Origin of the sequence: Rossellomorea sp. KS-H15a, assembly GCF_024195245.1 — a bacterium.
GTDB lineage: Bacteria > Bacillota > Bacilli > Bacillales > Bacillaceae_B > Rossellomorea > Rossellomorea vietnamensis.
The window spans coordinates 2,634,764-2,661,399 of sequence record NZ_CP096886.1; the positions used below are offsets into that span (position 1 = coordinate 2,634,764).

General features: G+C 42.0%; 24 protein-coding genes and 1 other annotated feature. Of the genes, 19 read left to right on the forward strand and 5 right to left on the reverse strand.

Features of this window, described 5'->3' with window-relative positions:
• Positions 1 to 97 precede the first annotated feature (97 nt).
• The 5 genes from M1J35_RS13365 to M1J35_RS13385 all read left to right on the forward strand — a co-directional run bounded on the left by M1J35_RS13365 (position 98) and on the right by M1J35_RS13385 (position 2,698).
• Positions 98 to 289 (forward strand): hypothetical protein, encoded by a 192-nt coding sequence (locus M1J35_RS13365; protein WP_034759734.1) that lies wholly within the window; start codon positions 98 to 100, stop codon positions 287 to 289.
• 76 nt (positions 290 to 365) lie between these two features.
• Positions 366 to 1,148 carry an HAD-IIB family hydrolase gene (locus tag M1J35_RS13370; protein ID WP_254651436.1) on the forward strand — a complete coding sequence of 261 codons (783 nt, stop codon included), beginning with the start codon at positions 366 to 368 and terminating at the stop codon, positions 1,146 to 1,148.
• Positions 1,149 to 1,284: 136 nt separating this feature from the next.
• Positions 1,285 to 1,719, forward strand: coding sequence for a MarR family winged helix-turn-helix transcriptional regulator (locus M1J35_RS13375; RefSeq protein ID WP_061810271.1), 435 nt, complete (start codon positions 1,285 to 1,287; stop codon positions 1,717 to 1,719).
• Between the two features lie 27 nt (positions 1,720 to 1,746).
• Positions 1,747 to 2,382: a nitroreductase family protein gene (locus tag M1J35_RS13380; protein ID WP_371928667.1), complete on the forward strand. Its 636-nt coding sequence runs from the start codon at positions 1,747 to 1,749 to the stop codon at positions 2,380 to 2,382.
• Positions 2,383 to 2,401: 19 nt separating this feature from the next.
• Positions 2,402 to 2,698, forward strand: a complete 297-nt coding sequence (locus tag M1J35_RS13385) for a putative quinol monooxygenase (protein WP_034759722.1) — start codon at positions 2,402 to 2,404, stop codon at positions 2,696 to 2,698.
• A gap of 60 nt (positions 2,699 to 2,758) precedes the next feature.
• On the opposite strand, the gene M1J35_RS13390 is transcribed toward M1J35_RS13385, so the two are convergent.
• Complete coding sequence (locus M1J35_RS13390; RefSeq protein WP_371928668.1) at positions 2,759 to 4,432, reverse strand: ribonuclease J; 1,674 nt, start codon at positions 4,430 to 4,432, stop codon at positions 2,759 to 2,761.
• A 184-nt stretch (positions 4,433 to 4,616) separates the two neighbouring features.
• Between M1J35_RS13390 and M1J35_RS13395 the strand changes: the two genes are divergently transcribed.
• The 6 genes from M1J35_RS13395 (at position 4,617) to M1J35_RS13420 (ending at position 10,987) form a co-directional block, all read left to right on the forward strand.
• On the forward strand, positions 4,617 to 5,525 hold the full coding sequence (locus M1J35_RS13395; RefSeq protein ID WP_254651437.1) for an SMP-30/gluconolactonase/LRE family protein: 909 nt from the start codon (positions 4,617 to 4,619) through the stop codon (positions 5,523 to 5,525).
• A gap of 65 nt (positions 5,526 to 5,590) precedes the next feature.
• A complete protein-coding gene (locus tag M1J35_RS13400) occupies positions 5,591 to 6,244 on the forward strand; it encodes an O-methyltransferase (RefSeq protein ID WP_254651438.1) in 654 nt (217 codons plus the stop codon).
• A gap of 61 nt (positions 6,245 to 6,305) precedes the next feature.
• Positions 6,306 to 6,515: a binding site (T-box leader), on the forward strand.
• 123 nt (positions 6,516 to 6,638) lie between these two features.
• Entirely contained in the window at positions 6,639 to 7,895 is a 1,257-nt protein-coding gene (gene tyrS / locus M1J35_RS13405) for a tyrosine--tRNA ligase (protein WP_254651439.1), read from the forward strand.
• Between the two features lie 97 nt (positions 7,896 to 7,992).
• Positions 7,993 to 9,015: a serine hydrolase domain-containing protein gene (locus M1J35_RS13410; RefSeq protein WP_371928669.1), complete on the forward strand. Its 1,023-nt coding sequence runs from the start codon at positions 7,993 to 7,995 to the stop codon at positions 9,013 to 9,015.
• A 17-nt stretch (positions 9,016 to 9,032) separates the two neighbouring features.
• Positions 9,033 to 10,001 carry a GNAT family N-acetyltransferase gene (locus M1J35_RS13415; RefSeq protein ID WP_254651441.1) on the forward strand — a complete coding sequence of 323 codons (969 nt, stop codon included), beginning with the start codon at positions 9,033 to 9,035 and terminating at the stop codon, positions 9,999 to 10,001.
• Between the two features lie 71 nt (positions 10,002 to 10,072).
• A complete protein-coding gene (locus M1J35_RS13420; protein WP_254651442.1) occupies positions 10,073 to 10,987 on the forward strand; it encodes a ferritin family protein in 915 nt (304 codons plus the stop codon).
• A 75-nt stretch (positions 10,988 to 11,062) separates the two neighbouring features.
• Here the strand turns inward: M1J35_RS13420 and M1J35_RS13425 are convergent, their stop codons facing one another.
• A complete protein-coding gene (locus M1J35_RS13425) occupies positions 11,063 to 11,680 on the reverse strand; it encodes an acetate uptake transporter (protein WP_254651443.1) in 618 nt (205 codons plus the stop codon).
• Between the two features lie 680 nt (positions 11,681 to 12,360).
• Between M1J35_RS13425 and M1J35_RS13430 the strand changes: the two genes are divergently transcribed.
• The 8 genes from M1J35_RS13430 (at position 12,361) to M1J35_RS13465 (ending at position 21,134) form a co-directional block, all read left to right on the forward strand.
• Positions 12,361 to 15,384, forward strand: a complete 3,024-nt coding sequence (locus M1J35_RS13430) for an SNF2 helicase associated domain-containing protein (RefSeq protein ID WP_371928670.1) — start codon at positions 12,361 to 12,363, stop codon at positions 15,382 to 15,384.
• A gap of 120 nt (positions 15,385 to 15,504) precedes the next feature.
• Positions 15,505 to 16,863, forward strand: a complete 1,359-nt coding sequence (gene mgtE, locus M1J35_RS13435) for a magnesium transporter (protein WP_224520103.1) — start codon at positions 15,505 to 15,507, stop codon at positions 16,861 to 16,863.
• A 153-nt stretch (positions 16,864 to 17,016) separates the two neighbouring features.
• Entirely contained in the window at positions 17,017 to 17,415 is a 399-nt protein-coding gene (gene crcB / locus M1J35_RS13440; RefSeq protein ID WP_224520102.1) for a fluoride efflux transporter CrcB, read from the forward strand.
• Between the two features lie 5 nt (positions 17,416 to 17,420).
• Positions 17,421 to 17,777 carry a fluoride efflux transporter CrcB gene (gene crcB, locus M1J35_RS13445; protein ID WP_254653758.1) on the forward strand — a complete coding sequence of 119 codons (357 nt, stop codon included), beginning with the start codon at positions 17,421 to 17,423 and terminating at the stop codon, positions 17,775 to 17,777.
• Between the two features lie 221 nt (positions 17,778 to 17,998).
• The gene (locus tag M1J35_RS13450) at positions 17,999 to 18,619 is read left to right on the forward strand and encodes a TetR/AcrR family transcriptional regulator (protein WP_224520101.1); all 621 of its coding nucleotides are present in this window, start codon (positions 17,999 to 18,001) and stop codon (positions 18,617 to 18,619) included.
• Between the two features lie 23 nt (positions 18,620 to 18,642).
• Positions 18,643 to 19,527: an ABC transporter ATP-binding protein gene (locus tag M1J35_RS13455; protein ID WP_224520100.1), complete on the forward strand. Its 885-nt coding sequence runs from the start codon at positions 18,643 to 18,645 to the stop codon at positions 19,525 to 19,527.
• A 6-nt stretch (positions 19,528 to 19,533) separates the two neighbouring features.
• Complete coding sequence (locus M1J35_RS13460) at positions 19,534 to 20,325, forward strand: ABC transporter permease subunit (RefSeq protein WP_254651445.1); 792 nt, start codon at positions 19,534 to 19,536, stop codon at positions 20,323 to 20,325.
• Between the two features lie 14 nt (positions 20,326 to 20,339).
• On the forward strand, positions 20,340 to 21,134 hold the full coding sequence (locus M1J35_RS13465) for an ABC transporter permease subunit (protein WP_254651446.1): 795 nt from the start codon (positions 20,340 to 20,342) through the stop codon (positions 21,132 to 21,134).
• 58 nt (positions 21,135 to 21,192) lie between these two features.
• Here the strand turns inward: M1J35_RS13465 and M1J35_RS13470 are convergent, their stop codons facing one another.
• The 3 genes from M1J35_RS13470 to M1J35_RS13480 all read right to left on the reverse strand — a co-directional run bounded on the left by M1J35_RS13470 (position 21,193) and on the right by M1J35_RS13480 (position 26,532).
• Entirely contained in the window at positions 21,193 to 21,687 is a 495-nt protein-coding gene (locus tag M1J35_RS13470) for a DinB family protein (protein ID WP_254651447.1), read from the reverse strand.
• A 152-nt stretch (positions 21,688 to 21,839) separates the two neighbouring features.
• Positions 21,840 to 23,279, reverse strand: a complete 1,440-nt coding sequence (locus tag M1J35_RS13475) for an MDR family MFS transporter (RefSeq protein WP_224520096.1) — start codon at positions 23,277 to 23,279, stop codon at positions 21,840 to 21,842.
• 193 nt (positions 23,280 to 23,472) lie between these two features.
• Positions 23,473 to 26,532: an efflux RND transporter permease subunit gene (locus tag M1J35_RS13480; RefSeq protein ID WP_254651448.1), complete on the reverse strand. Its 3,060-nt coding sequence runs from the start codon at positions 26,530 to 26,532 to the stop codon at positions 23,473 to 23,475.
• Positions 26,533 to 26,636: the final 104 nt, after the last annotated feature.

Genomic DNA, 26,636 nt, shown 5'->3' on the forward strand with positions numbered 1-26,636 from the left:
TCACAAATGGGTGCTCAAACAGAAATCCCTTTAGTACTATGGACATAAGTGATATACTTGATGGAATGAGCATTTTGAAAAGGGGAATAAAAGCCTTATGAGATATATGAAATCACAAATGAAACTGTTAGTCAGGGACAATAAAGAATTACAAGGAAGATTGAAAGTATTGATGGAAGAAATGAATTTAGAGAGAACATTTGCCCTTAAAGCCCTGTATCATTCGGAAGTTGCGGATGGTGGGAAATTTCAGGCTGCGTATCAGGCATTGGACTTACCAAAGGAGTAAGTCTTTTTTTTATGAAATGGTTCCTCGCTTTTATCTTATATGGTAAAATCATACATATTATGAGAGGGTGTTCATTTTGAAATTTGTATTTGACCTAGATGGAACGATTTGCTTTAAAGGGAAGCCGATTTCAACAAAAATCGTCCAATGTTTACTGGAGCTGAAATCGAATGGCCACGAAGTATTATTTGCATCTGCCAGACCGATTCGGGATATGCTCCCTGTGATGGATGGGAGATTGCACTCCTTTCCTTTAATTGGTGGGAACGGTTCTCTTCTTTATCATAATGGTAAAGTGATTCATGCAACTTCTTTTCATGAAAAAGACCTTAAGAGGATCCATGACCTCATCCATCAATATAAGGCAACCTATTTAATCGATAGCGAGTGGGATTATGCTTATACAGGTCCAGCCGATCATCCAATCCTTGATTTCCTTGATCCCGACAATCTTGCACAAAGGTATCCAGTCGCTTCACTGAATTCAATAGTGAAGATATTATTGTTATCAGCATCTAACTTTCAGGGATTAATTGATGAATTGCAAGACTTGGATATTGTCGTAAACTTACATACGAATGAAAACGTAGTGGATATCAGCCCTTCCAATATTCATAAATGGAGTGCGCTTTCGGAATTTGGAGTGGATGAAGGAGATTTTATTGCATTTGGTAATGATGCCAATGACATCAATATGTTCCAAAAAGCAAAACATTCTGTCATGATAGGGTACCATGAAGGACTTTCGAGCTTTGCCGATGAACAAATCCCTCTTACAGGTGATTATGAAGAGGAAATCATTAGGAAGTTGAAGGAATTGACATTAGTATATAATGACATTACTATAGGAACGAAGTAAGCTGGCTCAGGAGAAATCCTTTTAGCCGGCTTTTATTACGTCGGAAACCAAATGATTGACTATCAGGATGAAATATATTATATTAATTGATGGGTCAACAATTGACCTGTCAATTATTTAAAAGGAGGAGGATGCTTTGTCCAACTCGTGCCGTGAGGAAGAGAAGATCATTGTTCAACTCAATGATATATATAAGCAAATGAGTCCGAAGTTTGAGCGCTGTACAGGTATCAGTCAATCGCGCCTGGACCTGCTGCACAGACTGTTTGAAGTGGAAGAGATCAGTCAGACCGCCCTTCAGCGGGAAGTGAATATTGACAGTGCCGCCGTGACCAGGCACTTGAAACAGCTTGAAGGAAAAGGAATGGTTTCCCGTCGTAAGAATCCTGCGGATAACCGTTTTACTTATGTTCGACTGACAGAAGAAGGAAGAATGAAAATTGAAGCTTACAGGGAAGAGAAAGAGATTTTCATCTCTAAAGTCTTCAAGACATTTACCGAAGAAGAACGTTCGATTTTATCGGGAATGCTGAATCGAATTCAGGATAATGTACAAGACATCGAATACTAAATAAAAACACATGAAGGAGAATGCATCATGAATACAACAAAAATCAATGATTTCAATGAAATTATCACAGGTCGCCGTTCCATCCGAAACTATGACCCATCTGTGAAAATCAGCAAAGAAGAAATGACAGAAATTCTTACGGAGGCTACTCTTGCACCGTCTTCTGTTAACCTGCAGCCCTGGCGTTTTGTTGTCATCGACAGTGCAGAAGGAAAAGCAACCCTTGCACCACTTGCCAAATTCAACCAAACCCAGGTGAAAACATCTTCTGCAGTCATCGCTGTATTTGTTGATATGAACAGCCTCGACTATGCGGATGAAATATACAACAAAGCTGTTGAAGAAGGACTAATGCCTGCAGAAGTTAGAGACAGACAGCTGCCAGCCATTAAAGGTTTACTTGAAACGATGCCTCGAGATCAGTTCAGGGAAATGAATCTTATTGATGCAGGATTAGTATCCATGCAATTGATGCTTGCTGCACGTGCCCACGGATATGATACCAATCCGATAGGTGGATATGAAAAAGATCAAATTGCAGAAGCTTATGGTATGGACAAAGAACGTTATTATCCGGTCATGCTGATTTCCATCGGGAAAGCTGCCGATGCGGGGTACAAATCAGTCAGATTACCAATCGAATCCATTGCGGAATGGAAATAAATCAACGAGGAGAATAGACATGATTATTATACATGCAGAATTTCAGATCAATCCAGTGAAAGAACAGGCATTTTTAGAAGAGATCCGCCCTCTGGTAGCTTCATCCAGGGCGGAGGAAGGCAATATTTCTTATGATTTAATGAAGGATACGGAGAGAGAAAGTGTGTATACGATGGTAGAGGTTTGGAAAGATCCATCTGCTGTTGAGAGCCATAATTCCAGCGAACATTTCACTTCATTCGTTGGAAGGGCACCTGAGTATTTAGCGGCTCCGTTAGACGTGAAGATTTATGAGGGAACTAAAGTAGAAAAATAATGGTTTGAGAAGCACCCGGCATGAGCTGGGTGCTTTTATTATGATAAATATGCATCTTCACTAAATCTCAATAATGATTGGCAGTAGTACAGGCTTTCTTCTTAACTGCTTGAATAAAAATTGACCAACGTCTTTTTTGATTGCTTGTTTCATTTCTTTCCAATCCCGAATATTCGCTTCAGTCAATTCATCTACTACTTTTTTTACTAAAAGGTTAATATCTTTAAGGAGTTCTTCTGAATCACGAACAAATACAAATCCCCTTGAAATCGTATCTGGACCGGAGATAATGGTATGATCAGATTTACTGAGGGTTACGACGATTATCAGCATCCCATCTTCTGAAAGCTGCTTGCGATCGCGCAGGACAATCGAACCAATATCTCCAACACTCAAGCCGTCCACATAGGTATCACCCGCTTGATGAGATCGGGTTTGACGAGCGATGGAATTTTTAATATCAACGGCTTCCCCGTTTTTGATGATAAATGTATTCCCATTCTCCACGCCCACCGATTCAGCAAGTAAACGATGATGGTGGAGCATTCGATATTCCCCGTGAATGGGGATAAAGTAAGTTGGTTTCATCAGTGTCAGCATGAGCTTTAAATCTTCCTGATAACCATGACCGGAAACATGCATCCCTGTTGAGCTTCCACTCCCATAAACAACGTGGGCACCGAGTTGAAACAGGTTATCAATGATGCGGGAAACGTCTTTCTCGTTACCGGGTATGGGTGAAGCTGCAAGGATGACCGTATCACCGGGATAGATGGATACTCCACGGAAGTTTCCAGTCGATAATCGGCCGAGGGCAGCCATGGCTTCCCCTTGACTCCCTGTACATAAAATGGCTACTTTTTCTGGAGGTAACGCATCGATTTCACCTGCATCAATCAGCATGCCCTCAGGAACCGTCAAATACCCCCGATCCATTGCAACAGATACTACATTAATCATGCTTCGACCTAATAACGCCAGCTTCCGATTCGTCTTGACGGAAGAGTCCACCACTTGCTGTACACGATTCACATTGGAAGCAAAAGTGGAAACGAAGATCTTGCCACGCGCTTTAAAGAATGCTTCATCCATATGGTTACCTACCATATGTTCTGATGGTGTAAACCCGCTCCGTTCTGCATTGGTGCTTTCAGAAAGCAGTACCAGGACACCTTCATCTCCAATCCGTGCCATTTTATGAATATCTGCATATTGGTGATTGGCAGGAGTTAGATCAAATTTAAAGTCTCCTGTATGAACGACCTTTCCTTCCGGCGTATGAAAGACAATTCCCAGACAATCGGGTATGCTGTGACTGACCTTGAAGAAAGAAACATCGATGGATCCCAAATTGATTGAACTCTCAGCATCAATCGTTAAAAGTTTTGTATCCCGGACGAGCTTATGCTCTTCTAACTTTAATTGGATTAATCCCAGTGTGAAATGAGTAGCATAAATAGGGATGTTGATTTTTTTGAGAAGGTAGGGAATCCCTCCAATATGATCCTCATGCCCATGCGTGACAATGAGACCCCGGATTTTGTCTTTGTTTTTCTCAAGATAGGAAACGTCGGGAATAATTAAATCGATTCCTAAGAGACTCTCATCGGGGAACTTACCCCCGCAGTCAATGATGACGATATCATCACCATATTTCACTACATACATGTTTTTTCCAATTTCATTCAATCCACCCAGTGCAAAAATAGTCAAACCCTGTTCATTTGTTTCCAAGAAAGAACCCTCCAAGACAAGTTTTTCTTACTATTCCCGAATTTGATTGTTTCAATTAGAGAATTCAGCTTTCAATTGATTTAGAAATGCCTGTCTAATCAATCACATTTATTAAATGGAAGGGGATTCCTGGCCCTTCCTAGAAGTAGGTACAGGGAAACTATTCTTATAAAGGAGATTATCTATGTCAGTTAAATTGTTTGTTGATTCAAAAAACACTTTAGGAGAGAGTCCCTGTTGGGATACAAATAAAAATTTACTATATTGGGTGGATATCATGGAGAAACAAATATTAAAATTCAACCCAATGGATAGAAAATTACAATCAGTTAAAATGGATCAATTTGTCGGCTGTCTTTCTCTTACTGACAGGGGACGTTTAATCCTTGGTCTTCAACAAGGCATCTATTTTTTTAACTGGAAGTCAGGTCTTCTAGAGAAAGTAGGAGACCCTGAAAGTCACTTGGAAGAAAATCGATTCAATGATGGAAAATGCGATCCTGCAGGAAGGTTTTGGGCAGGAACGACGGATACACTAGGAGGAGTTAACGGAAAGGGTGCTTTATACGCTCTAGGTTCACATTTACGAACAACGAAAAAGGTTGAAAACGTGGGAACTTCCAACGGTTTGGCTTGGTCACCATGCAACCGATTTATGTATTTCATCGATACCCCGACTAAACAAGTCGTTCAATATCGATACGATGTAACTACGGGGCATATCGAATGCCCGGAGGTAGTCATACACTTTCCTGAAGGTGCTGGATTTCCGGATGGCATGACCATCGATGAGGATGGAATGCTTTGGATTGCCCATTGGGGTGGTAAGGGGATATCGAGATGGAATCCCTATAACGGGAAGCAACTTGAATTCATTGCAGTTCCCGCTGTGAATGTAACGTCCTGTGCATTCGGTGGACCGGAACTAAACGAAATGTATATTACCACGGCAAGGACGCGAATGACGGATGAACAACTGAATGAATATCCACATGCTGGTGGGGTGTACATCTTAAAGACTAATATTAGAGGAATAGAGAATTTTGTCTTTCAAGAAAAAAAGAATGAACATGTCACTCAATTGACAGATTAAGGATATGTAAATATGGAAAATTATGCTATGATGACAAGAGTATTTTTTAAGGAGTGAAGAAATTCATGTCAACCAATACTTGGACTCAAGTCGATCAATATTATGCTAGTAAACTACAAAAATCGGATTCCATTATGGAGTCTGTTTTGAAAGAAAATAGTGAAGCCGGACTTCCTGCAATCGATGTCTCTCCGAATCAGGGGAAGTTCCTTTCCTTACTTGCCCAGCTTAAAGGAGCAAAAAGCATTCTTGAAATAGGGACCCTGGGTGGGTACAGTACGATTTGGCTTGCCAGGGCCCTCCCAGAAGATGGACGTCTGGTTACCCTTGAGTTCAGTGAAACACACGCAAAGGTTGCCGCACGAAATATTCGTAATGCGGGGGTAGAAGAAAAGGTGGAAATCAAAGTGGGTGCGGCTCTTGATACCCTGCCGTCTCTCGAAGGTCCATTTGATTTCATTTTCATAGACGCCGATAAACAAAACAATGCCAATTATTTAAAGTGGGCACTTCAACTGGCCCAGGCTGGGGCGGTCATCATTACAGATAATGTGGTTCGAGGCGGAAGGGTGATTGACGAAAACAGTGAAGATGAAAGCGTTCAAGGTGTCAGGTCATTTGCCGAAATGTTGTCTCAAGAAGACAGGATCGATTCAACAGTCGTTCAAACAGTCGGCTCGAAGGGGTATGATGGGTTTGTAATGGGAATTGTGAAATAAACAGAAGAATTCTATTGTAATGATCACCTTTTTTCTGTAAAATAAATGAAAATTCTAAATCATACATGTCATGATAGGAATCAGTAGTGACTTATCTCCCTGTCTTAGAGAGCTGATGCTTGGTGGAAATCAGCACACAGATAAGCGCGAATTACCTCCTTGAACATTCTTTGTGAACACAAAAGTAGCAGAGAACGGCCGGTCCGTTATCCGAATCGAGTGGAAGAGAGATCTTCAATGAGGGTGGTACCGCGTAAACCACGTCCCTTTATTAAGGGGCGTGGTTTTTTGTTTATGACGTAAAACATTATGAAATGGAGGGAGTAGATCAGTTGATTTATCGGATAAATCCAAAAATCTACTTATCTCTATCATCAATCAAGGAGGACCAATCATGGATCAGAAATGGGAATCTCTTTCAAAAGCTCAGCAGCAAGAAGTCGAAAGGCAGCTCCTGCAATATAAAAATGGAGTGCATGAAATCATTCCAGAAGCAGAGTTGAAACACAAACTGGTGAAATCAATCTCCACTGGGCATCCTTTAAAAATCAAACTGGGGCTGGATCCAACTGCTCCGGACGTTCACATCGGACATACAGTGGTACTGAATAAGTTAAGACAGTTTCAGGAAAACGGTCATATCGTCCAGCTGATTATCGGAGATTTTACTGGGAAAATCGGTGATCCCACAGGGAAATCAGTTGCAAGGAAGCAGTTGACGGATGAAGAAGTGAAAAGAAATGGAAAGACATATTTTGAACAATTCGGAAAGGTACTGGACAAGGAAAAAGTTGAGCTTCACTACAATTCAAGCTGGCTATCATCTTTGAACCTTGAAGATGTGATGCACTTATCTTCAAAGATCACAGTCGCACGGTTGATTGAGCGAAACGATTTCTCCAAACGGTTAGCAGAAAAGAAACCGATTTCACTTCACGAGCTGTTCTACCCTTTGATGCAGGGTTATGATTCCGTCGCCCTTGAGAGTGATGTGGAGCTTGGAGGCACGGATCAGCAGTTCAATGTCCTGATGGGGAGACATCTTCAGGAGCATTACAACCAGGAAAAACAAGTGGTCATATTACTGCCATTACTTGAAGGGCTTGACGGGGTTGAGAAAATGTCAAAATCGAAACATAATTACATCGGAATTGATGAAGATCACAATCAAATGTTTGGAAAGACTATGTCGATCCCTGATGAGCTGATAACAAAATACTTCGATTTGATCACCGATTTATCGTTAGAAGAAAAGGAGAGGTTAGCTCTTGAAATAAAGAATGGTGCCCTTCACCCGAGGGATGCCAAAGTCCTTCTAGGGAAAACGATTGTCAGGATGTATCACGGAATAGATGCAGCGGAACTGGCAGAGAACCAATTTAAGGAGGTCTTTCAAAAGGGGGCACTTCCTAAAGATATTTTTGAGGAGGAATGGACGGGTGAAAAGAATGTTTCCGTAGTCGATCTTCTTGTAGCCTTAAATATGCAAAGCTCTAAAAGTGAGGCACGCCGTATGATCCTAAATGGAGGAATCAGGATCAATTCAGAAAAGGTTCTGGATGTGCAGTCAAACGTGGAAATGAAAGATGGCATGGTTCTGCAAGTAGGGAAGAGAAGGTTCATAAGGGTAAAAGTGCAAAACGAAAAATAAGATAAAATAATTAGACTGAAGCCAGCAACGTGGTCATGGGGAGTCATGGGGACTCTTCGTGACTAGTCTTTTGTGCTATAATTTTCCATATAAACAAATGATAGAATGGGTGTTTACGATGAATGAACTACATAACTTGATCAAAGAACATGCAGAAACGGAGCAATTTTCCGGAACGGTTATGGTAAAGCGGGACAGGGAGAGTCTCTTAGAATCGGCATTCGGGTTTGCAGATCGCAACGAAGGAAGAAAAAACACCACAAATACACGATTTGGAATTGCATCGGGGTGTAAATTGTTTACTGCTGTAGCCATCTGTCAACTTATAGAAAAGGGAGAAGTTTCATTTCATACACCAGTAAAAGAATATTTTGAAGGTGCTTTTCCACATTTTGATGGCAATGTGACCATCCATCATTTACTTACCCATACCTCTGGAATTCCTGATTATTTTGATGAGGAAGTGATGGATGATTTTGAAGACTTGTGGAAGCAAACCCCGATGTACTTAATGAGAAAAGGGGAAGATTATCTGCCCCTCTTTCAAGGTGGCCTTATGAAATTTTCTCCGGGAGAAAGGTTTCATTATAACAATGCGGGTTACATCATTCTGGGGTTGATGATCGAGAAGCTTTCTGGGATGACGGTGCAAGAGTACATCAATAAGTATATCTTTGAACCGGCGAATATGAATACATCTGGGTATTTTCGTCTGGATCGATTACCTGAGAATACGGCTTATGGGTACATTGATGAGCCAGACAGCTCATGGAGAACCAATATGTATTCCATTCCGATCCAGGGTGGGGCGGACGGCGGGGCATATGTCACAGGTCCTGATATGCTTTCGTTCTGGGAAGCTCTTTTAACAAATAAGCTCCTTAATGAAGAGAGTACTAGGCTCATTTCTAAACCTCATGTTAGAGTCAAAGAAGGGGTGAACTACGGGTATGGAATGTGGTTGAATCTACCCCATAAGCATCACGTAATGGGGTATGACCCCGGGGTGAGCTTCCATTCTGCCTATTATCCGGAAGAGAATATAAAGACAGTCATTCTCTCAAACGAGAGCTCAGGTGCTTTCGCCATTATGAAATTGATAGAAAGCTATTTCAATTGATAAAAAGGAGAACCACAATGGGCACTGTTAAAATAGAAAAGGCTAATATAGAAGATGCTTTAATCCTTACCGGTCTAAAAAAAGACGTTTTCGACTCAGAAAAAGAAAAGTGGCTAGGGGATCAGGAAGATATCGTGGATCACAATATCCAGCCGCCAGGCTACGATTCAATCGAAATGACTAAGTACATGATCAGGGAATTGAATTATTTCAAGGTCCTTTATGAAGGGATGCTTGTAGGAGGATTGATTCTAACAGTGGTCGGTAAACGCCACGGCAGAATCGACCGGATATTCGTTGATCCCTTATTCCAAGGAAAAGGAATCGGCACTATGGTGATGAAATGTATGGAAACTGAGTATCCAGAAGTGATGACATGGGAGCTTGAGACCTCAAGTCGACAACTGAATAATCACCGTTTTTATGAAAAAATGGGTTACAAGAAGATCTATGAAACGGATAATGAATTCTGCTATGAGAAAAAAATGAAAGAAGGGGCCTTTGTGGGTGGTGAGTCAAGGGAGATCACCATTCATGGTGATATATTAAACGACGGGGACCTTTCTGGACTACAGGTGGAATACAGTAATATGAAAGAAACCGATTTCTATGGGATCAATGGAAGTTTTTCCACTTATAGCAACAGCAACTTGATGGGTGCCGGGTTCAACAATTGCAATCTCAGTGAGTCCCGATTTCAAAATATCAATCTTCAAAAAGCGTTGATTGCAGACCTTAATTTGTCTCAAAGTGAAATGGCTCATGTCACACTGGGGGGCGTACACGTTCATGACACAAACCTCGGCGAAAAGAACGAGCACATCAGGTTTGAACGATGCGACTTTCATGGCAGTAAGTTTGATAACTGCAACTTGAACCATGTTGAAATTTCAAACTGTGATGTAACCCGTATGAAGATCAATGGCATATCAGTGGAAGATCTTATGGAAACATACAAATCTGTTCATTGTAAAAGGAAAGATTGAATTACACAGACACCCATTTTTCATTCAGTCATATCATAGGTATTGACTGAATAAAAGAGGTGTTATTTAGAATGAACCCATATCAATTTTACCGTCAATTTAAACCTTTTTATCTTGATGGCTATTCCCGTACACCAGGGAATCAATCTTTGGAGTCAAGTCTTCAAAAAGCCATCAATGGTGAATATAGCGCCATTATTTGTTATGAAAAACTTGCGAAATTGGCCCCTACAGAGGATGAAAGAAAACGGATCCTTGAAATTCGTAAGGACGAAAAAAGACATTTGAAGTCATTCACTGACATCTATAGAAATTTGACAGGGATGGAGTCCAGTCCTCAATTGCAGGAAGGTTGTCCCAACTCGTATAAAAAGGGATTGGATTTTGCCTTTCGGGATGAGCAGGATACGGTGGATTTTTATTATAGCGTTTCGGATGGTGTACAGGATGCCTTTATAAAAGAGACATTTCGTCGTGCAGCTGTTGATGAACAGAATCACGCCGTATGGTTTTTATATTATGCCATGCAGAATAAAGGCAGCAGGGGTGCATCGAGACAAGTGGACTACGGGGCAAAAGGAGCACTTGCTGCTGCTTCCCTTTCAGTTCCCCAGATGCTCAATTATGCCATGCAGGACGAATACCTTGCCCAGGCAAGATACGATCGGATCTTAGAGAATTTTGGGAATGTCCGCACTTTTTTACAGGTCAAAGAAGCAGAGTTGCGCCATATTACCGCGTTGCAGACTTTGTTCCAACGCTACGGATTGCCGCTGCCTGAAGATCAATCCCAATCGTACACAACCACTCCGGATTCATTAAAAAGTGCATATGCAGCAGGGGTTCAAGGGGAGATTGATAATATCGGTATGTATGATCGGTTTTTGACGTTTAATCTGCCTCAGGATGTGAGGATCGTCTTCACACAATTGAGAAATGCTTCACAGAACCATTTAGCTGCATTTGAGAGAGGACTGGCAAGATAACAAAAACACTGTACATGATTCTGATCCCTAATGAAGAAGAGAGAGATGAGTCGCTCATCTCTCTCTTCTTTGTGCTTATTTAAAAATTCCGAATGGCTTTCCTACAGGAAGCGTTTCTTTCCCGAAGTGTGTATTCAACACACTTGCAGCTGAACCGTAAAAGCTGAAAAGGGCAATGAACAGTTCAGAGATCGCTGCTAATTTGTGCGTAGCTTCAGGAGCGACTCCCAGTGTAGACAGGGAAAGGCCGATGAATAAGAAATCGATCAGGACAAAAATGATGAATAAGACCTTATGAGTCTCCATGGCACCAACTGTCATGAAGATACTGAATATTAGATAGCCTATATAGGCTATGCCGAGCTGACTTGGATCTACTGCAGCCGCCGCGGCTTCTCCGAATACCCCGAATGAAATCAACCAGGAAGTCCCAACCCCCAGCCAGAATAATCCGAACGCACCGAATGCCGTCATACCGAATGTATTATTGTGCTTTGCATCTCCAAAGCTTGCCATCAATTGGGCAATGCCTCCGAGGAAAATCGCCCAAGGCAAGACGAACGACACGCCGTCAGTCCATCCGAGTTTTGCAGAAGAAGCTACAAGGGTGACCATGGCCAGTCCGAAAAGTCCAAGGGCAGATGGATCAGCTGTCGTAATCTGAACCCGTTGAGTGGTTTGTGTGTGATTCATGATGATACCTCCTATTAAACATACCTGACTAATTTACATAAAAAAGTGTGGGTATGCAATAGAAAATATCATGTAAGCGAAACTTTCATACAAAATCCCGGATAATCATTGAATGATCATCCGGGATTTCGTTTTCCCCTATCAGAATATCCAATTCACAACAAAAAAACGCATGAACTGAGTCAATCTTACATAGATATCAAGTGGGGACAAATTTCTTCCCTCAACAGGAGGTGAAAAGGATGGAAGAATATTTCATTTTCATGCTCATTTTTCAAGCCGGCAGCTTCTTCATTTCTTTACTGAACCACATTGATAAGTAGAAAAAGACATGAACATTTTCCGGACTATGACTGGCCTCATAGTGCGGATTTTTTTTCTGTTTCCCTTATATTCTATGTCGCTTTATCCTTCATTATACGTTTCTATGAAAATACTAATCCTCTCAGGATGTTTCTAAATCCGAAAATTGTTGTTATCATTAGAATGTTGAACACAAAAAAATGAATCGGTCATTACTATACATATTCATGGAAGGAATCAGATCCTTGAAGAATATACATCAAAAACTCATAAAAGAACGCTGCGGTACTATTTCCTTCAAACGGGGAGAGGCGTATTACCGCTCCAATAAGGTAACATTAGACAAATATTCGGGACATTATTGTCGAGGGACTGTAATGGGGGAAGAAGAATTTCACGTTACCATTCAAGAGGATTCAAAAGGTGAAATCGAAGCCAGTTGCAGCTGCCCCAAGCTTGCATCATTTGATAAGGATTGTCAGCATATAGCTGCTGTGCTTTTGAAAATGGAAAATGAAGAGCGAAAGATGAAAAGGAATGACGAAGGCGTCACAGAGGAATTTTTCACATTGTTCCAAGAGGAATCCTTCCGTTCCCCGGCTAAGCTTCGTCATTTTGAAAACAGACAGATTGTCCCATGTGAATTTCTGATTCATCCAACGTCTACCCAAGATGGGGGAGACATGCTTGGAATTGAATGTACGATAGATGGAAATAAGCTAAAACCGATTCGGTACTTTTTGGAACATATTAATGAAGGAAAACCCTTTCATGTTTCAGGATCATTCATATTTAATCCCGAGTTTCACTGTTTTGAGGCTGATACAGCAGCTGTCATTCAATATCTTGTGAAGGTGTCAAAGGGTTCAGGGATTAAAAACGATGATGGCTATTTGCTTATCCCTCCAGGGTCATGGGATAACCTCTCTCCACTACTCAAACATGCCAAAGACGTTAAAGTGAAACATGACGCAAGAATCCATGAAGGGTTTAAACAAGGGGGAGTGCCTCTTCCAATACAATTCCACTTTAAGCATGCCGAAGCTGGCGGTTACAGGTTATACATTTCCGGACTGGATAATATGACGATTTTGGAAGAATATCAAACCGTCATTCATGATGGTGTTTTTACGCAGCTTGATAGTATGGAGGTGAAAAGACTTACTGAATTAAAGAGATTGTTAGGCCATTCAGGGTCACGGTTCATCCCGATTTCCCCGGAACAGATCGGCTTTTTCCTTGAAAAAGTGGCTGTGGGATTGAAGAAATTAGGGGAAGTTCAAATATCAGAGGACATTGCGGAAAGGTTGGAATCGGCTCCGCTTGTTGCAAAGCTTTATCTCGATCGGGTAAAGAACCGATTGTTAGCCGGACTTGAATTCCATTATGATCAAATTGTTATTCATCCCCTGGAAAATCGGGAAGCGCCATCAGGTTCCCTTCTCATACGAAATGTAGAGAAAGAAAATACCATTCTTGAATGGATGGACGAGTTTTCTTTCGGGAAAACAGAAGGTGGTTACTTCTTACACAATGAAGATTTGGAATATGAGTTTTTAACCTATGGAGTGACGAAGCTTCAAAAGGATGTTCAAATATATGCCACAACCGCTGTAAGAAACAGGATTTCCAGAGGGAATCATCATCCAAAAATAAGAGTCAAAGTAAAAAAGGAACGAATGAACTGGCTGGAATTCACTTTTGAAATGGATGGCATCCCGGATAGACAGATAATGGAGATCCTCGGGGCATTGGAAGAAAAGCGGAAGTATTACAGGATGCGAAACGGCTCACTCTTGTCACTGGAATCAAAGGAATTTCAAGATATTCAGCGCTTCATGCATACGTCACAAGCAGAGAAGAATGATCTCGTGAAAGGGCTCGAGCAACCATTGCATCAAAGCCTACACCTGCTGGATACGGTTGATGGGGGGCATTCCTTTACTTTTGAACATTCCTTCCAGGAATTGTACGGGCAGCTTATGAACCCCGACAGCCGGGAGATTTCGGTGCCACCCCTATTAGACGAGCGGCTGAGAAACTACCAGAAGACAGGCTTTCGATGGATGAAGACTCTTTCCGAATATGGGTTGGGCGGAATCCTGGCTGATGATATGGGGCTTGGGAAAACGGTTCAGAGCATCACGTTTATCGTATCGGTACTTGAAGAAATCAGGGAAAAGAAGCTTCCGGCCCTGATTGTCTGTCCCTCTTCCCTGACATATAATTGGAAAAGCGAATGTGGGAAATTTGCCCCCGAGGTCAATGTCCTCATCATGGACGGTAACCAGGCTGTACGAAAGAAGAAACAGAAAGGTATGAGGGATGCGGATGTCATCATCACTTCCTATCCTTTACTGCGAAGCGACAGTATGTGGTATGAACGACAGAAATTCCATACGGTCTTTTTTGATGAGGCACAGGCTTTCAAAAATCCACTCACCCAAACGGCAAGAAGTGTGAAGAAGATAGAAGCGAATAATCGCTTCGCCTTGTCCGGAACACCTGTAGAGAATTCACTTGAAGAATTATGGTCCATCTTCCACGTTGTATTTCCGGGATTATTCAAAGGACTTAAGGATTACAGCCGCTTAACAAGAAAAGATATAGCGAAAAGAATCAAACCATTCGTTCTTCGCAGAATGAAAGAAGACGTGTTATCTGAACTTCCCGGAAAAGTAGAAATTACCCATTATTCAGAGCTTCTGCCCCGGCAAAAAGAATTGTATGCGGCATACCTAGCCAAGCTGAAACACGATACGATGAAGCATTTGGATAAGAATACATTGAGAAAAAACAAAATTAAAATTCTCGCCGGATTGACCCGTTTAAGACAAATCTGTTGCCATCCCGGATTATTTGTAGATGGTTATCATGGCTCATCAGCAAAATTCTTAGAGCTGATGGAGTTGTTGGAGGAGTCCAGGTTGTCAGGCAGAAGGGTCCTGGTCTTTTCGCAATTTACGAAAATGCTAGAGATGATCGGCAGAGAGCTGACACTCAAAGGACAATCCTACTTTTACCTGAATGGAACCACTCCGTCAGAAGAGAGGGTTAAGATGTGCAGTCGATTTAATGAAGGGGAACGGAATCTCTTTCTCATCTCTCTAAAGGCAGGTGGAACGGGGCTGAATTTAACGAGTGCCGATACGGTGATTCTATATGATACATGGTGGAATCCCGCTGTAGAAGAACAAGCAGCGGACAGGGCACATCGCATGGGACAGGAAAATACGGTGAAAGTGCTGAAGCTGATTGCCAAAGGAACGATCGAAGAGAAGATGAACGAGCTACAGGATAAGAAGAGGAACCTGATCAGGGATATCATGGACCCTGACGAAAAGGTGGTTCAGACCTTAACCGAAGAGGAATTGAAAGAAATCTTATCCATAGATCAATAACGAGTTGAATAGAAATAGGCATGAACGCAGGATTAGGGAGATACTAGTAGGGTGATGAGTACCCTTCTCGGTATCTCATCGTGCGAACTGAAAAGAAACATATTATAAGGAGCACCCTCAATGACATTAGCCATGACGGAAAATGAAATCACCCTTGCCATTATCCAAAGCTTGAAGGATGGAAAGAAAAGCATTTTTTTAGATATAATCGAAGAGCTTCAGCCCTACGATATCGCTCAGCAATATCTACATATCCCGTCCAAGCACCGGAATAAATTCCTTTTGTATTTACCTCTTGAAGAGCTTACGGAATTCATTCAGGAGATTGAAAGGGAAGACCAGTTGCTCGTTTTGGAGAAGCTCGGGATAGAGAAATCTACAAAGGTCCTCGATCTGATGGAAAATGACAACCTGGCCACATTGCTGACGGATTTAGAGCCCGAGAAGATAGAGGAATTGCTCTCAGAGATGAACCAGGCAGAGTCTCAGGTCGTTCAGAATCTCATGACATACGAACCGGAAACAGCCGGCCGGATCATGAACAACCGCTATGTGTGGATACCTAAACATTATACGGTCCGTGAAGCAGTGGATAAACTGAAGCATTTCGCGGAACTCGCCGAATATTTGAACTATCTCTATGTCATTGACGACGAAAAGAAATTGATAGGCGTCATATCCTACAAGGATTTATTACTTAGTGAATTAGTAGATAAAATTGAAGATATTATGTACAGCCGTGTGGTTAAAGTTGATGTCCATACCGATCAGGAAGAAGTGGCCAAATTGATCAGCCGCTATGATTTCATCACACTTCCGGTCATTGAAGAAGACGGAAGGCTTGTCGGGGTCATCACCGTCGATGACATCATTGATGTGGTCATTCAAGAAGCCAATGAAGATATTGAGAAGTTATCTGCATCGGGTAAATCCATCGACTTTACGACCAAACCATTTGTTGCAGCCTATCGACGTCTTCCATGGCTTGTTTTATTACTGTTCATAGGACTCGTTTCGGGAAGCATCATTGACAGATTCTCTGCAACCCTGGAACAGGTCGTGGCCCTTGCGTTCTTTATGCCGATGATTGCGGGGATGACCGGGAACACGGGTACGCAATCACTGGCCGTTGTCGTCAGAGGGTTGGTCTCGAATGATTTGGATATAAAACAAGTCATAAAGCTCGTTTTCCGGGAATTATGGGTAGGCATCATCATCGGTGTGACTTGTGCCGTCATGATTGCCCTGATTGCCTTTGTGTGGCAGGGAAATATTGTTTTAGGACTCGTGGTGGGAAGTTCCTTACTGATTACACTAATTATCGGGACATTGGCAGGAACCATCATCCCTCTCATCCTATATAAATTTAACGTAGACCCTGCCGTTGCTTCAGGCCCTTTGATCACAACGATCAATGATATTCTATCCCTTCTGATCTATTTTGGCATTGCCACCATGTTTATTACAAAATTGATGTAAAGGATTTGGCCGACAAAATTCCTGTGGTAAAATAGTCAGTGAACGTCAAGGGAGTTAGCATGATCACTGAACAATGAGGGACTCCTACTGATACTCATGTATCGGTAGGAGTCTCTTTCATGAAAGAACTTGTATGTTTAGAGGTGGAAGTATATGATCTATTTATTAGTTGGTGCAGCTGGTATGGTGGGTGCCCTTCTGCGATATTATCTTGGGATCTTTGCCGGGGAATGGTGGGATTATACGTTTCCTGTGGGGACATTCCTTGCCAATATGATTGGAAGCTTCGCGTTGGGATATGTCACAATGTACATATTTCGGATGAAGAAGGTCCATTCAATGACAGCCACAGCCATTGGGACAGGGATGATTGGATCTTTCACTACTTTTTCCACATTCAGTGTCGAGACTGTCAACCTTCTTACTCATTCTCATTTGGTTCTGGCACTTATTTATATATTAGGAAGCATGTTCGGTGGTTTATTTATGTCATGGGCAGGCTTTACGATAGGAAAGCAACAATATAATCTGTATAAGCAAAAGGGGGTCTAAAGATGATCGTACAGGGTATGATGGTCGCGATCGGGGGGTTCTTTGGGGCAATATCCCGCTTTGGGATCAGCCGTTTGTTCAAGAAATATGATCATTCTGACCTTCCATACGCTACCCTATTTGTCAATCTGGTTGGATCATTTCTTCTTGGATATGTAATCGGATCGGACATCGTTGAAACTGGTATTCTTCTTCTCGGGACTGGTTTTCTTGGATCCTTTACGACTTTTTCCACTTTTAAATTGGAAATCATTCAACTTCATGCCGATAAAAAATGGAAGCCCCTGATTACTTATCTCCTGATCAGCTATACGGTTGGTATTTTATTCGCTTTTATAGGGATGGCTTTAGGCAAAGTGTAAAGAAGAGAAGACAATTCACAGTTCTATATCTTTCATTCAGAAGCTCAGGTCGCCTGAGCTTTTTTTTCATTCACGGAATCATCATGTGTAGTGTGAAAAGAAGAAAATGAGAGAAGGAAGCCATTATATAAAAATAATATTGACCACAGTGGTCAAAGGGATTAAAATGAAATTGACCATATTGGTCAAATGCGTGTCCTTTAAAAGGAGGTCAAAAAAGCTTGTTTAAGTCATTGAATATCGACTCAGAAAAAGAAGATCGAATCATTAGAGCCGCAACCCGGGTTTTCGCCGAAAGTGGATATGAAAAAGCCTCGACTAATGCCATCGTAAAGGAAGCGAAGATTTCCAAGGGGATTCTGTTTCATTATTTTAATAGTAAAAAAGAACTGTATGTTTCTCTTTATGAATATCTCTCGGATTTGTTTACAGAAAAAATATATGAAAAACTCGACTGGAATGAGCATGATATTTTCGTTACGATCCGCTCTGTGACATTGATCAAGTTTGAACTATTCTCTGTCTATCCTGATCTAATCAATTTCCTTACCAGCGCCTTCTCAGAAGAAGCTCCCGAAGTAAAAGAAGAAATCGAGAAGTATAAAACGAGGATGGTGGAGAGTAGCTTTGCCACTTTATTCTCCAATATTGATACTTCTAAATTCAAAGAAGGAATCGACGTAAATAAATCGATTCAGGTTATTTATTGGACCTTCGAAGGAATGGCTAATCAACAACAACAGAAAGCGAAGTCACGATCTGTAGCTGAAATCAATCAAGAAGAAGTGCTGGCAGAAATCGACGCCTATATCGAATTATTGAAGATTTCTTTTTACAAATAGAAAGAAAAAGGGAGGATCATTTGATGAATGTGATTGAAATTCACTCATTGACTAAAAACTATGGGAAATCCAGGGGAATCAGCGACGTCAGTTTTCATGTTGAAGAAGGGGAGATCTTTGGGTTCATCGGGCCAAATGGTGCGGGGAAATCAACGACCATCCGGACCCTTCTTTCATTGATCCATCCGTCCGCAGGCAGCGCAACGATCTTCGGTATGGATTGCATTGAATCTGCCCCTGAGATTGCAAAGGAAGTGGGATACTTGCCTTCTGAAGTATTTTATTATGACAATATGAAGGTAATCGACCTTTTAAAGTATTCTGCCAGCTTTTATAAAAAGGATTGCACAAAAAGAATCAAGGAATTGGCTGATATGTTAAATCTGGACGTCACGAAGAAGATTGATGATCTATCTCTTGGTAATAAGAAGAAGGTCGGGATCATTCAGGGACTGCTTCACGAACCTAAGCTGATCATATTGGATGAACCTACTTCAGGCTTGGATCCCCTTATGCAACAGAAATTCTTTGAATTGCTTCAAGCTGAAAATAAGAGAGGAGCTACCATCTTATTTTCATCACATATATTGAGTGAAGTTCAGAGAATGTGTGATCGGGTTGCAATCATCAAAGAAGGAAGGATCGTGCAAGTTGAGAAAATCAGTACGCTAAAAGAAAAGAATCATAAGAAATTCAAGATAGAGACGAAAGAGGACGTCGAACCTTCTGACTTTGAAATGGAAGGCGTAAGCAAACTGGAAATAAAAGCCCGCCAAATCAGCTTCCTGTTCAGGGGGGATATCAACAAGGTCATGAGGAAGATTGCTGATATCGACATAACGAATCTATGGATCGAGGAGCCTGACTTAGAAGAAATCTTTATGCACTATTATGAAAAGGAGGCTTGACCCTTTATGAATATCTTTCTTTATGAGCTAAAGGCTTATCGAAAGTCGACTATGATATGGACTTTGGCCCTTACGTCCTTGATGATTCTGTTCATGTCCTTGTTTCCTTCCATTTCTAAAGAAATCGACGAATTCAAAAGGCTTCTGGAGGGGTTTCCGGAGGGGGTTCGGAAAGCATTGGGAATACAGATCGATAGTATAGGATCTCTAAACGGTTATTATTCGTATTTCTTCCTTTATATAACACTATGCGGTGCCATACAGGCAATGAATCTGGCCATTTCGATCTTTTCGAAGGAAATCAGGGAAAAGACGGCGGAATTTCTTCTTACCAAGCCTGTTACCCGTACGAAGATCCTTTCATCGAAGGTATTTGCAGCTATTGCTTCTATGCTGCTTACGAATATTGTTTACGTGATTACGGCGATCATTGTCGCCAACCTGGTAAAAGTGGAATCGTTTAGCCTGAATATATTCCTATTGATTTCATGCACTCTCCTGCTCACGCAATTCATCATGTTTGCCTTGGGAATGCTTATCGCTGTTGTATGGTCAAGGGTGAAATCTGTCCTTACGCTCTCACTTGGTATCGTATTTGCCTTCTTCATTATGGGGATGGTAGCCTCAACGGAAGAAGCGGGGCGTTATGTCACACCGTTCAAGTACTTTGACTACACATATATAATGAATCATGCTTCATATGAATGGTCATTCCTGGTGGCAGGTATCACACTGAGCGCCGTCGCCATGATACTAAGCTTCATCATCTATAATAAAAAAGACATTCATACGGTATAGAAGGAGGGAATGTCATGAATGTATACGTAAGAGAAATGAGGGCTCATCGTAAATCCCTGATCATCTGGTGCATCGGAATGATTGCATTGATTGGATCCGGGATGGGGAAGTATGCAGGCTTCTCGTCGTCAGGTCAATCCATGAACGAGTTGATGGAGGGGCTTCCTAAGTCTATGCAAGCCATTTTCGGAATCGGCAGTCTTGATATGGAGACAGCAAGTGGATATTACGGAGTGCTCTTTCTTTATATCGTACTACTTGCAACCATCCATGCAGCATTGACCGGTGCGACCATCATTTCCAAGGAAGAAAGGGATAAGACAGCCGAGTTTCTGTTTGTCAAACCCCTTCCAAGGAAGAAAATCATAGGTCTTAAGCTTGCCGCTGCACTGACTCAAATCGGGATACTCGCATTGATTACCTGGGTTTTCTCCTTAGTGATTGTAGGTCATTATAGTGATGTGTCGGTAGCTTCAGATATTGGAGTGACGGTAGTCGGAATGATTATTTTACAAGTACTCTTTTTAATGATTGGAACGGCCGTGGCAGCTTATAGTAAAAAGCCTGCAAAGTCAGCTTCAGTCGCATCTGGCGTATTATTACTGACATTCATCCTGTCATTCGCCATAGATCTGAACGAAAGTATGGAGGCATTGAAATACCTCACACCCTTTAAATACTTTGAAGCTGAAAATTTAATGTATGGGGGAGGATTGGGACCTGCTTATGTCGGGATATCCTTCGGGTTGATCGTCATTTTGAGCGTTGCGACATTTTTATTTTTTGAAAAGAGAGATCTAAAAATATAGAGATGTTTTTATAAATAAGGATCTGTTTCCAACAGAAACAGATCCTATTCATCCAGGTTTATAATGTTGATTTCAACTCTTCAATTTGTTCTAAGTGCCTCTTCTCATGATACCCAATAAACGGTACCCACTCATCTAAACGGATTTGTCCGAAAATAGGGTGAGGATACGCTTTTTTCTGTAAATCTTCCTTGGTGGTTGTTCCAATGAATTGGAGAAGATCTTTTCGAGACGCTTCCAGTTTTTCCTTCATTTGCTGAAGAGTCTGCTTTTCTTCTGAAGGGACCACAAAAGGAGGGGCATCAACCTTGGTCGATCGATTTACCGCATAGTGAATCGGTTTAGAATCCACCTGCTGTTCTTCGCCTTTTGCAAGGGTCAACTGAATCGTTTTGGTAAGAGATCTCTCCATTAAATAAAGATGATCCAATACTTGCATGATCGTCCAGCGACCTTCTTCGACCTCTTTGTTACATTCCTCGTCTGATAGGTCATTCACACTATTTAGTAATTCAGAGCGAATATCCTCAATGATCTTTATTTCTTTCTCCATGCCAAATCCTCCTCATACTTTCTTTCAAGCTCATTTTACTCTTGGAGAGGGGTTACGTACAGTAATAGCACTTTCAGTGTTTGATTAGCAGGAATAACAAACGGGAAGCCCCACTTTGTATCGGGCTTCCCGTTTGTTGGATATTCGATCTATTAAGCTTCTGACTTCACTTCGTCAAAATCCGGTGCAATCGCTTTTCGGATAAACAATGAAATCAAGAATGCAATCCCGGCCAGGGCAAGGGCAAACCAATAGGCATGATGAACACCATAGGTCATGGCATTGTGAAGGATTCCTTCAGTTACCTCACCTGCTTGTTCTTCAATGTATCCTTTCTGACTTTGGGTCATGATGCTGACAAAGATGGAAACCCCAAGTGCACCGGCAACCGGCTGCAATGTGTTGGCAATGGCGGTTCCGTGCGGGTATAAGTGCTTCGGCAGTTCATTCAATCCATTGGTTTGAGCAGGCATCATGATAGCGGATATCGATAACATGAGAATCATGTAGACCAGTACAAATAACCAAATGGGTGTAGCCGGATTGATGCCGCTAAAGAATATCATGACTCCCACCAATGTGAGCGTGCCGGGTATGATGAGTTTCCTAGGGCCGTATTTATCGAAAAGGGAGCCCATGGTAGGAGACATCAGGCCATTCAGCAGTGCTCCCGGAAGCAGCAATAATCCAGCTGCTTTTGCAGAAAACCCGAGAGGACCTTGAAGGTACATCGGCATCACGATTTCGGAAGCGAACATGGCCATAATGACGATGACGAAGATGGTCACCCCTCTCGTATAGCTCTTGTACCGGAATACCCTTACATCAAGGAGTGGTTCATCAAGCTTCAATTGTCGCAGGACAAAGAGGATGACACTGATTACAGATATGGCGATGATGGCAATGATTTTCACCGATGTAAATCCTGCTTCTTCTTCGCCAGCTGCACTGAAGCCGTAAACGATGCCGCCGATCCCTATGGAAGAAAGGATGATTGAAAGTACATCGACAGCAGGACGTGAAACCTCACCGACATTCTGTAAGTATTTCATGGCAAACAGAATTGAAAATACGGCAAATGGGATGACGGTGATAAACAACCATCTCCAGCCTAGAAAATCGACGATCACTCCAGACAGAGTCGGCCCGATGGCTGGTGCGAACATGATCACCAAACCAAATGTACCCATGATTTTCCCGCGGACTTCAGGGCGGTAAATCAGAAGCAGGGCGTTCATAATGACGGGGATCAACAAACCTGTTCCAACAGCCTGAATCATCCTCCCTACAAGGAGCATGGGGAAATTCAGGGCACAGGCTGCGATGACTGTGCCGAGTAGAAATACACTCATGACACCGATGAACATCTGTCTTGTTGTGAACCACTGGATCAACAGGGCGGAGATGGGCATCAACACCCCCATCACCAGCATGAATCCTGTGGCTAGCCATTGGACGGTGGGGGCGTCCACGTGAAAGACGGCCATCAATTCTGTGAGGGCGATATTTAGTAACGTTTCATTTAAAATGGCAAAAAAAGCACCGATCATGAATGTTATGAGGATTGCTTTTGAATTTAGTTTATTTGTCATGTTGTTCCTCCAAATAAAGTATAAAATGTAACACTTATCTATAATGCTTGATGAAGTGAAATATCTCAAGGGGAAAGTTTGAATCATAACAAACAGTCACCTATCAATCAATAAACTGTACATAATCCTTTGTTTCAATCATCCTAAAAATAAAAAAGAGAGGAGACTATGTCTCCCCTCAGGATATTATGATTTATGCTTCACGTTTTTTTCTTCTGAAGCGGTGGAAGACCATGTACATCATAGGTACGATGATCAGCGTTAATACAGCTGAGAACAGAATACCTGATATGATGGTGACCGCCAATGGGGTAAATAGAGCATCACCGCTGACTGCCACTGGAATCAAGGCGACAATCGAGGTAAGGGCGGTGAGTAGGATAGGGCGAAGTCGTGTACGACCGGATTCAACGACTGCTTCTTTCACACTCATACCTCTTTGTAATCCTTGTTCGATAAACTCAATTAACACGACTGAATTCCGTACTACGATACCGGTTAGGGAAACCATCCCCATCACGGCAAGGAAGCTGATCGGAGTCTGAGTGACAAATAATCCGAGAATCGCACCTGCGATTGCCAGATAAACTGCAACCAGGACAAGGAATGGAAGTGATAAAGAATTGAACTGAAGCGCAATTAACAAATACACTAGGAAAATCACGATGATAAACAAAATGGTGATTTCCGCAAAGAAATCATTTTGTGCTTCATTTTCCCCGCCTAGAGTAATGGAGTAGTTATTGTCATCCAGATCCTTCCTGACATCTTTCACGATTTCTTGTACATTTTCTTTATAATTCTCTTCTTCACCAGGGAAGGCGCGTATCGTAATGGCACGCTCTCCATCCTTATGAGGGATGAGTTGAAGCTCTTCCTTCTTCTCAGGTGTCACCAGCTCATCAAGTGAAACCAACTTCGGTGGTCCGGCAGGGTTTGCCGCTTCAGCCGGAACTTCCAGGGAAGAAAGATCGACTTCACCTTCGTTTCCTTCCAGTAAGAGTGTCATATCCCGTTTTGTCACACCATTATCAAAAGATTTCATCGGAATGCCTTCAGTAGCCAAGCGCAGCTGCTGACTGACATCATTAATGGTTATACCATTTTCTTTAAGTTTTTCGCGATTAGGCTCATATACAATAGTAGGTTCCATTTTTCCGACGTTATCAACGACCAATTCAGTATCCAATGAATTTATTTCAGTGGAAATTTTATCTCTTAGTTCAATTAATCGATCCATATCCGGACCTGAGACAGTCACCGTCACAGGAGCCCCTGCCGGCGGACCTTGCTGGATTGTTTCCATGAAAATCTTTGCTTCAGGGTACTCTTTTCGCAATTTGTCTGTCCATTCATCGATCAATCCTTGGGCAGTCTGATTTTTCCGATCCACCCTTGCGACCAATTGACCTGTATTTTGACCAGAATTGGATAATGAACTGTTGAACAGATTCGGTAATCCTGTACCTGCAAAGGAAGATGTTTCATAGACACCTTCATCTGTTTTTAAAAGCTTTTCTATTTCTTCCAGCGTATTGGAGGTTTCTTCAATCGGCGTACCGATCGGTAATGTTACATCGACTGTCACTTCTTCACGATCGGCAGACGGGAAGAATTCAAAAGGTGTTAGAGCGATCAGACCAAAGATCGCAGTCGTAAACACCAGGCCAATGGCAGATACGACGAACGGCCTTTTTAAGAATTTTTTCAGCACAGTATCGGCATAGAAATCCGCGATTTTATTTAATGGTTTACCCAGCAGCCCTGGGGCATCGGGAACCTTTTTCTTCGTTTTGCTATAAAGAAAGTATCTCATAATAGGAACAAAAATCAGAGCAACCAATGTCGATGCAATGATCGTTGTAATCAATACTGTCGGAAGAGCCCTGATGAACGCTCCGTTTCCGCCTGATAAGAATATGAGCGGAAGGAATGTGAATACAATGGCAAGGGAGGAGGTCACGATTGACACCCATATTTCCTTCACACCGGTAATGGCACCCATGAGAGCACCGTCCCCGAGTTTATATCTGCGTTGGATATTGTCGTTTACTACGATGGAATCATCGACCAGGATCCCTAGGGCAATGATAGCTCCGATGACCGAGATCTGATTAAGATCCACTCCGGCAAATGGAAGGGGAATCAATCCCATCAATACGGAAATCGGTACGGCTAGTGCCACTACAAAGGCACCTGAGATTGTCAGTCCAAGAGCTGTAGTCAAGATAACAGCCACAACGGAAATAGCGAGGGACTTAAACAACCCATCGAAAATGTCCGTTACAGTGGAGGCTTGAGAATAGTAAGGTACAAGTTCTACACCGGCTGGGAGGGAGTCCGACAGTTCATCCACTTTATCGCTGACTCTTTCATCGACCGTTGGGATATCCTCACCAGGCTGTACAAATGCAGTAAATGATAGTGAAGGTTTTCCTTCAAACGTTACAATATCTTTGACTTCTTTAGGGGACACTTTCACATTGGCAATGTCTCCGAGTAAGATCGATTCGCCTTTGGGATTTTTCCCGACAAAGAGTTCCTTCATTTCATCTAAGGTAGTGAAATGATCGACAGTCAGTTGAACAACTTCATTATCCACTTCCTGCTTTCCGAGTGGGGTAGGATAATATTCATCATTGATGGCATTCATAACAGAAGAGGGGTTCAGGCCTGAAGCCTTGAGTTCCTCTTTCTTTAATTCGATCTTGATTTCTTCTTCGGGAAGACCTTTGACGGTGACACTTGAAACCCCGGATAGGTCCTCTACTTCCTCTTTCCATCTGCTGACCTCTTCGTCCATTTTAAGTAGAGATTCCTTATCATCACTGACTAAATGATAAGATACGATGGGCATTTTGACAGTGGATTCATTGACTTCAGGGTCGAACACCTCTTCGGGAAAAGAGGTAGATGCATCAGAGACAGCTTGGCGCACATCCCCGAACACTTCTTTTTTGTCTTCCCCATCTTCAACCTCTACAATAATAGTAGAGAAGCCGGCTGCAGAAGAAGAGCTGATTTCTTTAATCCCTCCTATCGATTGGAGAGAGGATTCTATCGGATTTGTAATGGTCCTTTCAACGGAATCAACAGTAGCCCCGGGATATACAGTTGTGACTGTACCGATGTTGACACTGGTTTCCGGTATTTCCCGTTGTGGCAATTGAATAAAGGTGAAAATTCCGATGATCACAAATAATAAGATGAAGATCAGGACGATTTTCGAACGATTCAAAATAGCTTTTAACATGGTTTCATCCTCCTTTGATAATGTTTGACCCGTGGGTCATCCGTTTGTTTCTGTAAGTGTTGAATCATTGATATAACAGTCATATATTTAGTTGACTCAATAGT

Excerpts from the sequence above, each read along its gene's own strand:
- M1J35_RS13365 (WP_034759734.1), top strand. The coding sequence starts at position 98 with ATGAGATATATGAAATCACAAATGAAACTGTTAGTCAGGGACAATAAA.
- M1J35_RS13455 (WP_224520100.1), top strand. The coding sequence starts at position 18,643 with ATGAATGTGATTGAAATTCACTCATTGACTAAAAACTATGGGAAATCC.
- M1J35_RS13415 (WP_254651441.1), top strand. The coding sequence starts at position 9,033 with ATGGGCACTGTTAAAATAGAAAAGGCTAATATAGAAGATGCTTTAATC.
- M1J35_RS13465 (WP_254651446.1), top strand. The coding sequence starts at position 20,340 with ATGAATGTATACGTAAGAGAAATGAGGGCTCATCGTAAATCCCTGATC.
- M1J35_RS13380 (WP_371928667.1), top strand. The coding sequence starts at position 1,747 with ATGAATACAACAAAAATCAATGATTTCAATGAAATTATCACAGGTCGC.
- M1J35_RS13410 (WP_371928669.1), top strand. The coding sequence starts at position 7,993 with ATGATAGAATGGGTGTTTACGATGAATGAACTACATAACTTGATCAAA.
- tyrS (WP_254651439.1), top strand. The coding sequence starts at position 6,639 with ATGGATCAGAAATGGGAATCTCTTTCAAAAGCTCAGCAGCAAGAAGTC.
- M1J35_RS13400 (WP_254651438.1), top strand. The coding sequence starts at position 5,591 with ATGTCAACCAATACTTGGACTCAAGTCGATCAATATTATGCTAGTAAA.
- M1J35_RS13385 (WP_034759722.1), top strand. The coding sequence starts at position 2,402 with ATGATTATTATACATGCAGAATTTCAGATCAATCCAGTGAAAGAACAG.
- M1J35_RS13430 (WP_371928670.1), top strand. The coding sequence starts at position 12,361 with ATGGGGGAAGAAGAATTTCACGTTACCATTCAAGAGGATTCAAAAGGT.
- M1J35_RS13475 (WP_224520096.1), bottom strand. The coding sequence starts at position 23,279 with ATGACAAATAAACTAAATTCAAAAGCAATCCTCATAACATTCATGATC.
- M1J35_RS13460 (WP_254651445.1), top strand. The coding sequence starts at position 19,534 with ATGAATATCTTTCTTTATGAGCTAAAGGCTTATCGAAAGTCGACTATG.
- M1J35_RS13420 (WP_254651442.1), top strand. The coding sequence starts at position 10,073 with ATGAACCCATATCAATTTTACCGTCAATTTAAACCTTTTTATCTTGAT.
- M1J35_RS13395 (WP_254651437.1), top strand. The coding sequence starts at position 4,617 with ATGTCAGTTAAATTGTTTGTTGATTCAAAAAACACTTTAGGAGAGAGT.
- mgtE (WP_224520103.1), top strand. The coding sequence starts at position 15,505 with ATGACATTAGCCATGACGGAAAATGAAATCACCCTTGCCATTATCCAA.
- M1J35_RS13425 (WP_254651443.1), bottom strand. The coding sequence starts at position 11,680 with ATGAATCACACACAAACCACTCAACGGGTTCAGATTACGACAGCTGAT.
- M1J35_RS13480 (WP_254651448.1), bottom strand. The coding sequence starts at position 26,532 with ATGTTAAAAGCTATTTTGAATCGTTCGAAAATCGTCCTGATCTTCATC.
- crcB (WP_224520102.1), top strand. The coding sequence starts at position 17,017 with ATGATCTATTTATTAGTTGGTGCAGCTGGTATGGTGGGTGCCCTTCTG.
- M1J35_RS13470 (WP_254651447.1), bottom strand. The coding sequence starts at position 21,687 with ATGGAGAAAGAAATAAAGATCATTGAGGATATTCGCTCTGAATTACTA.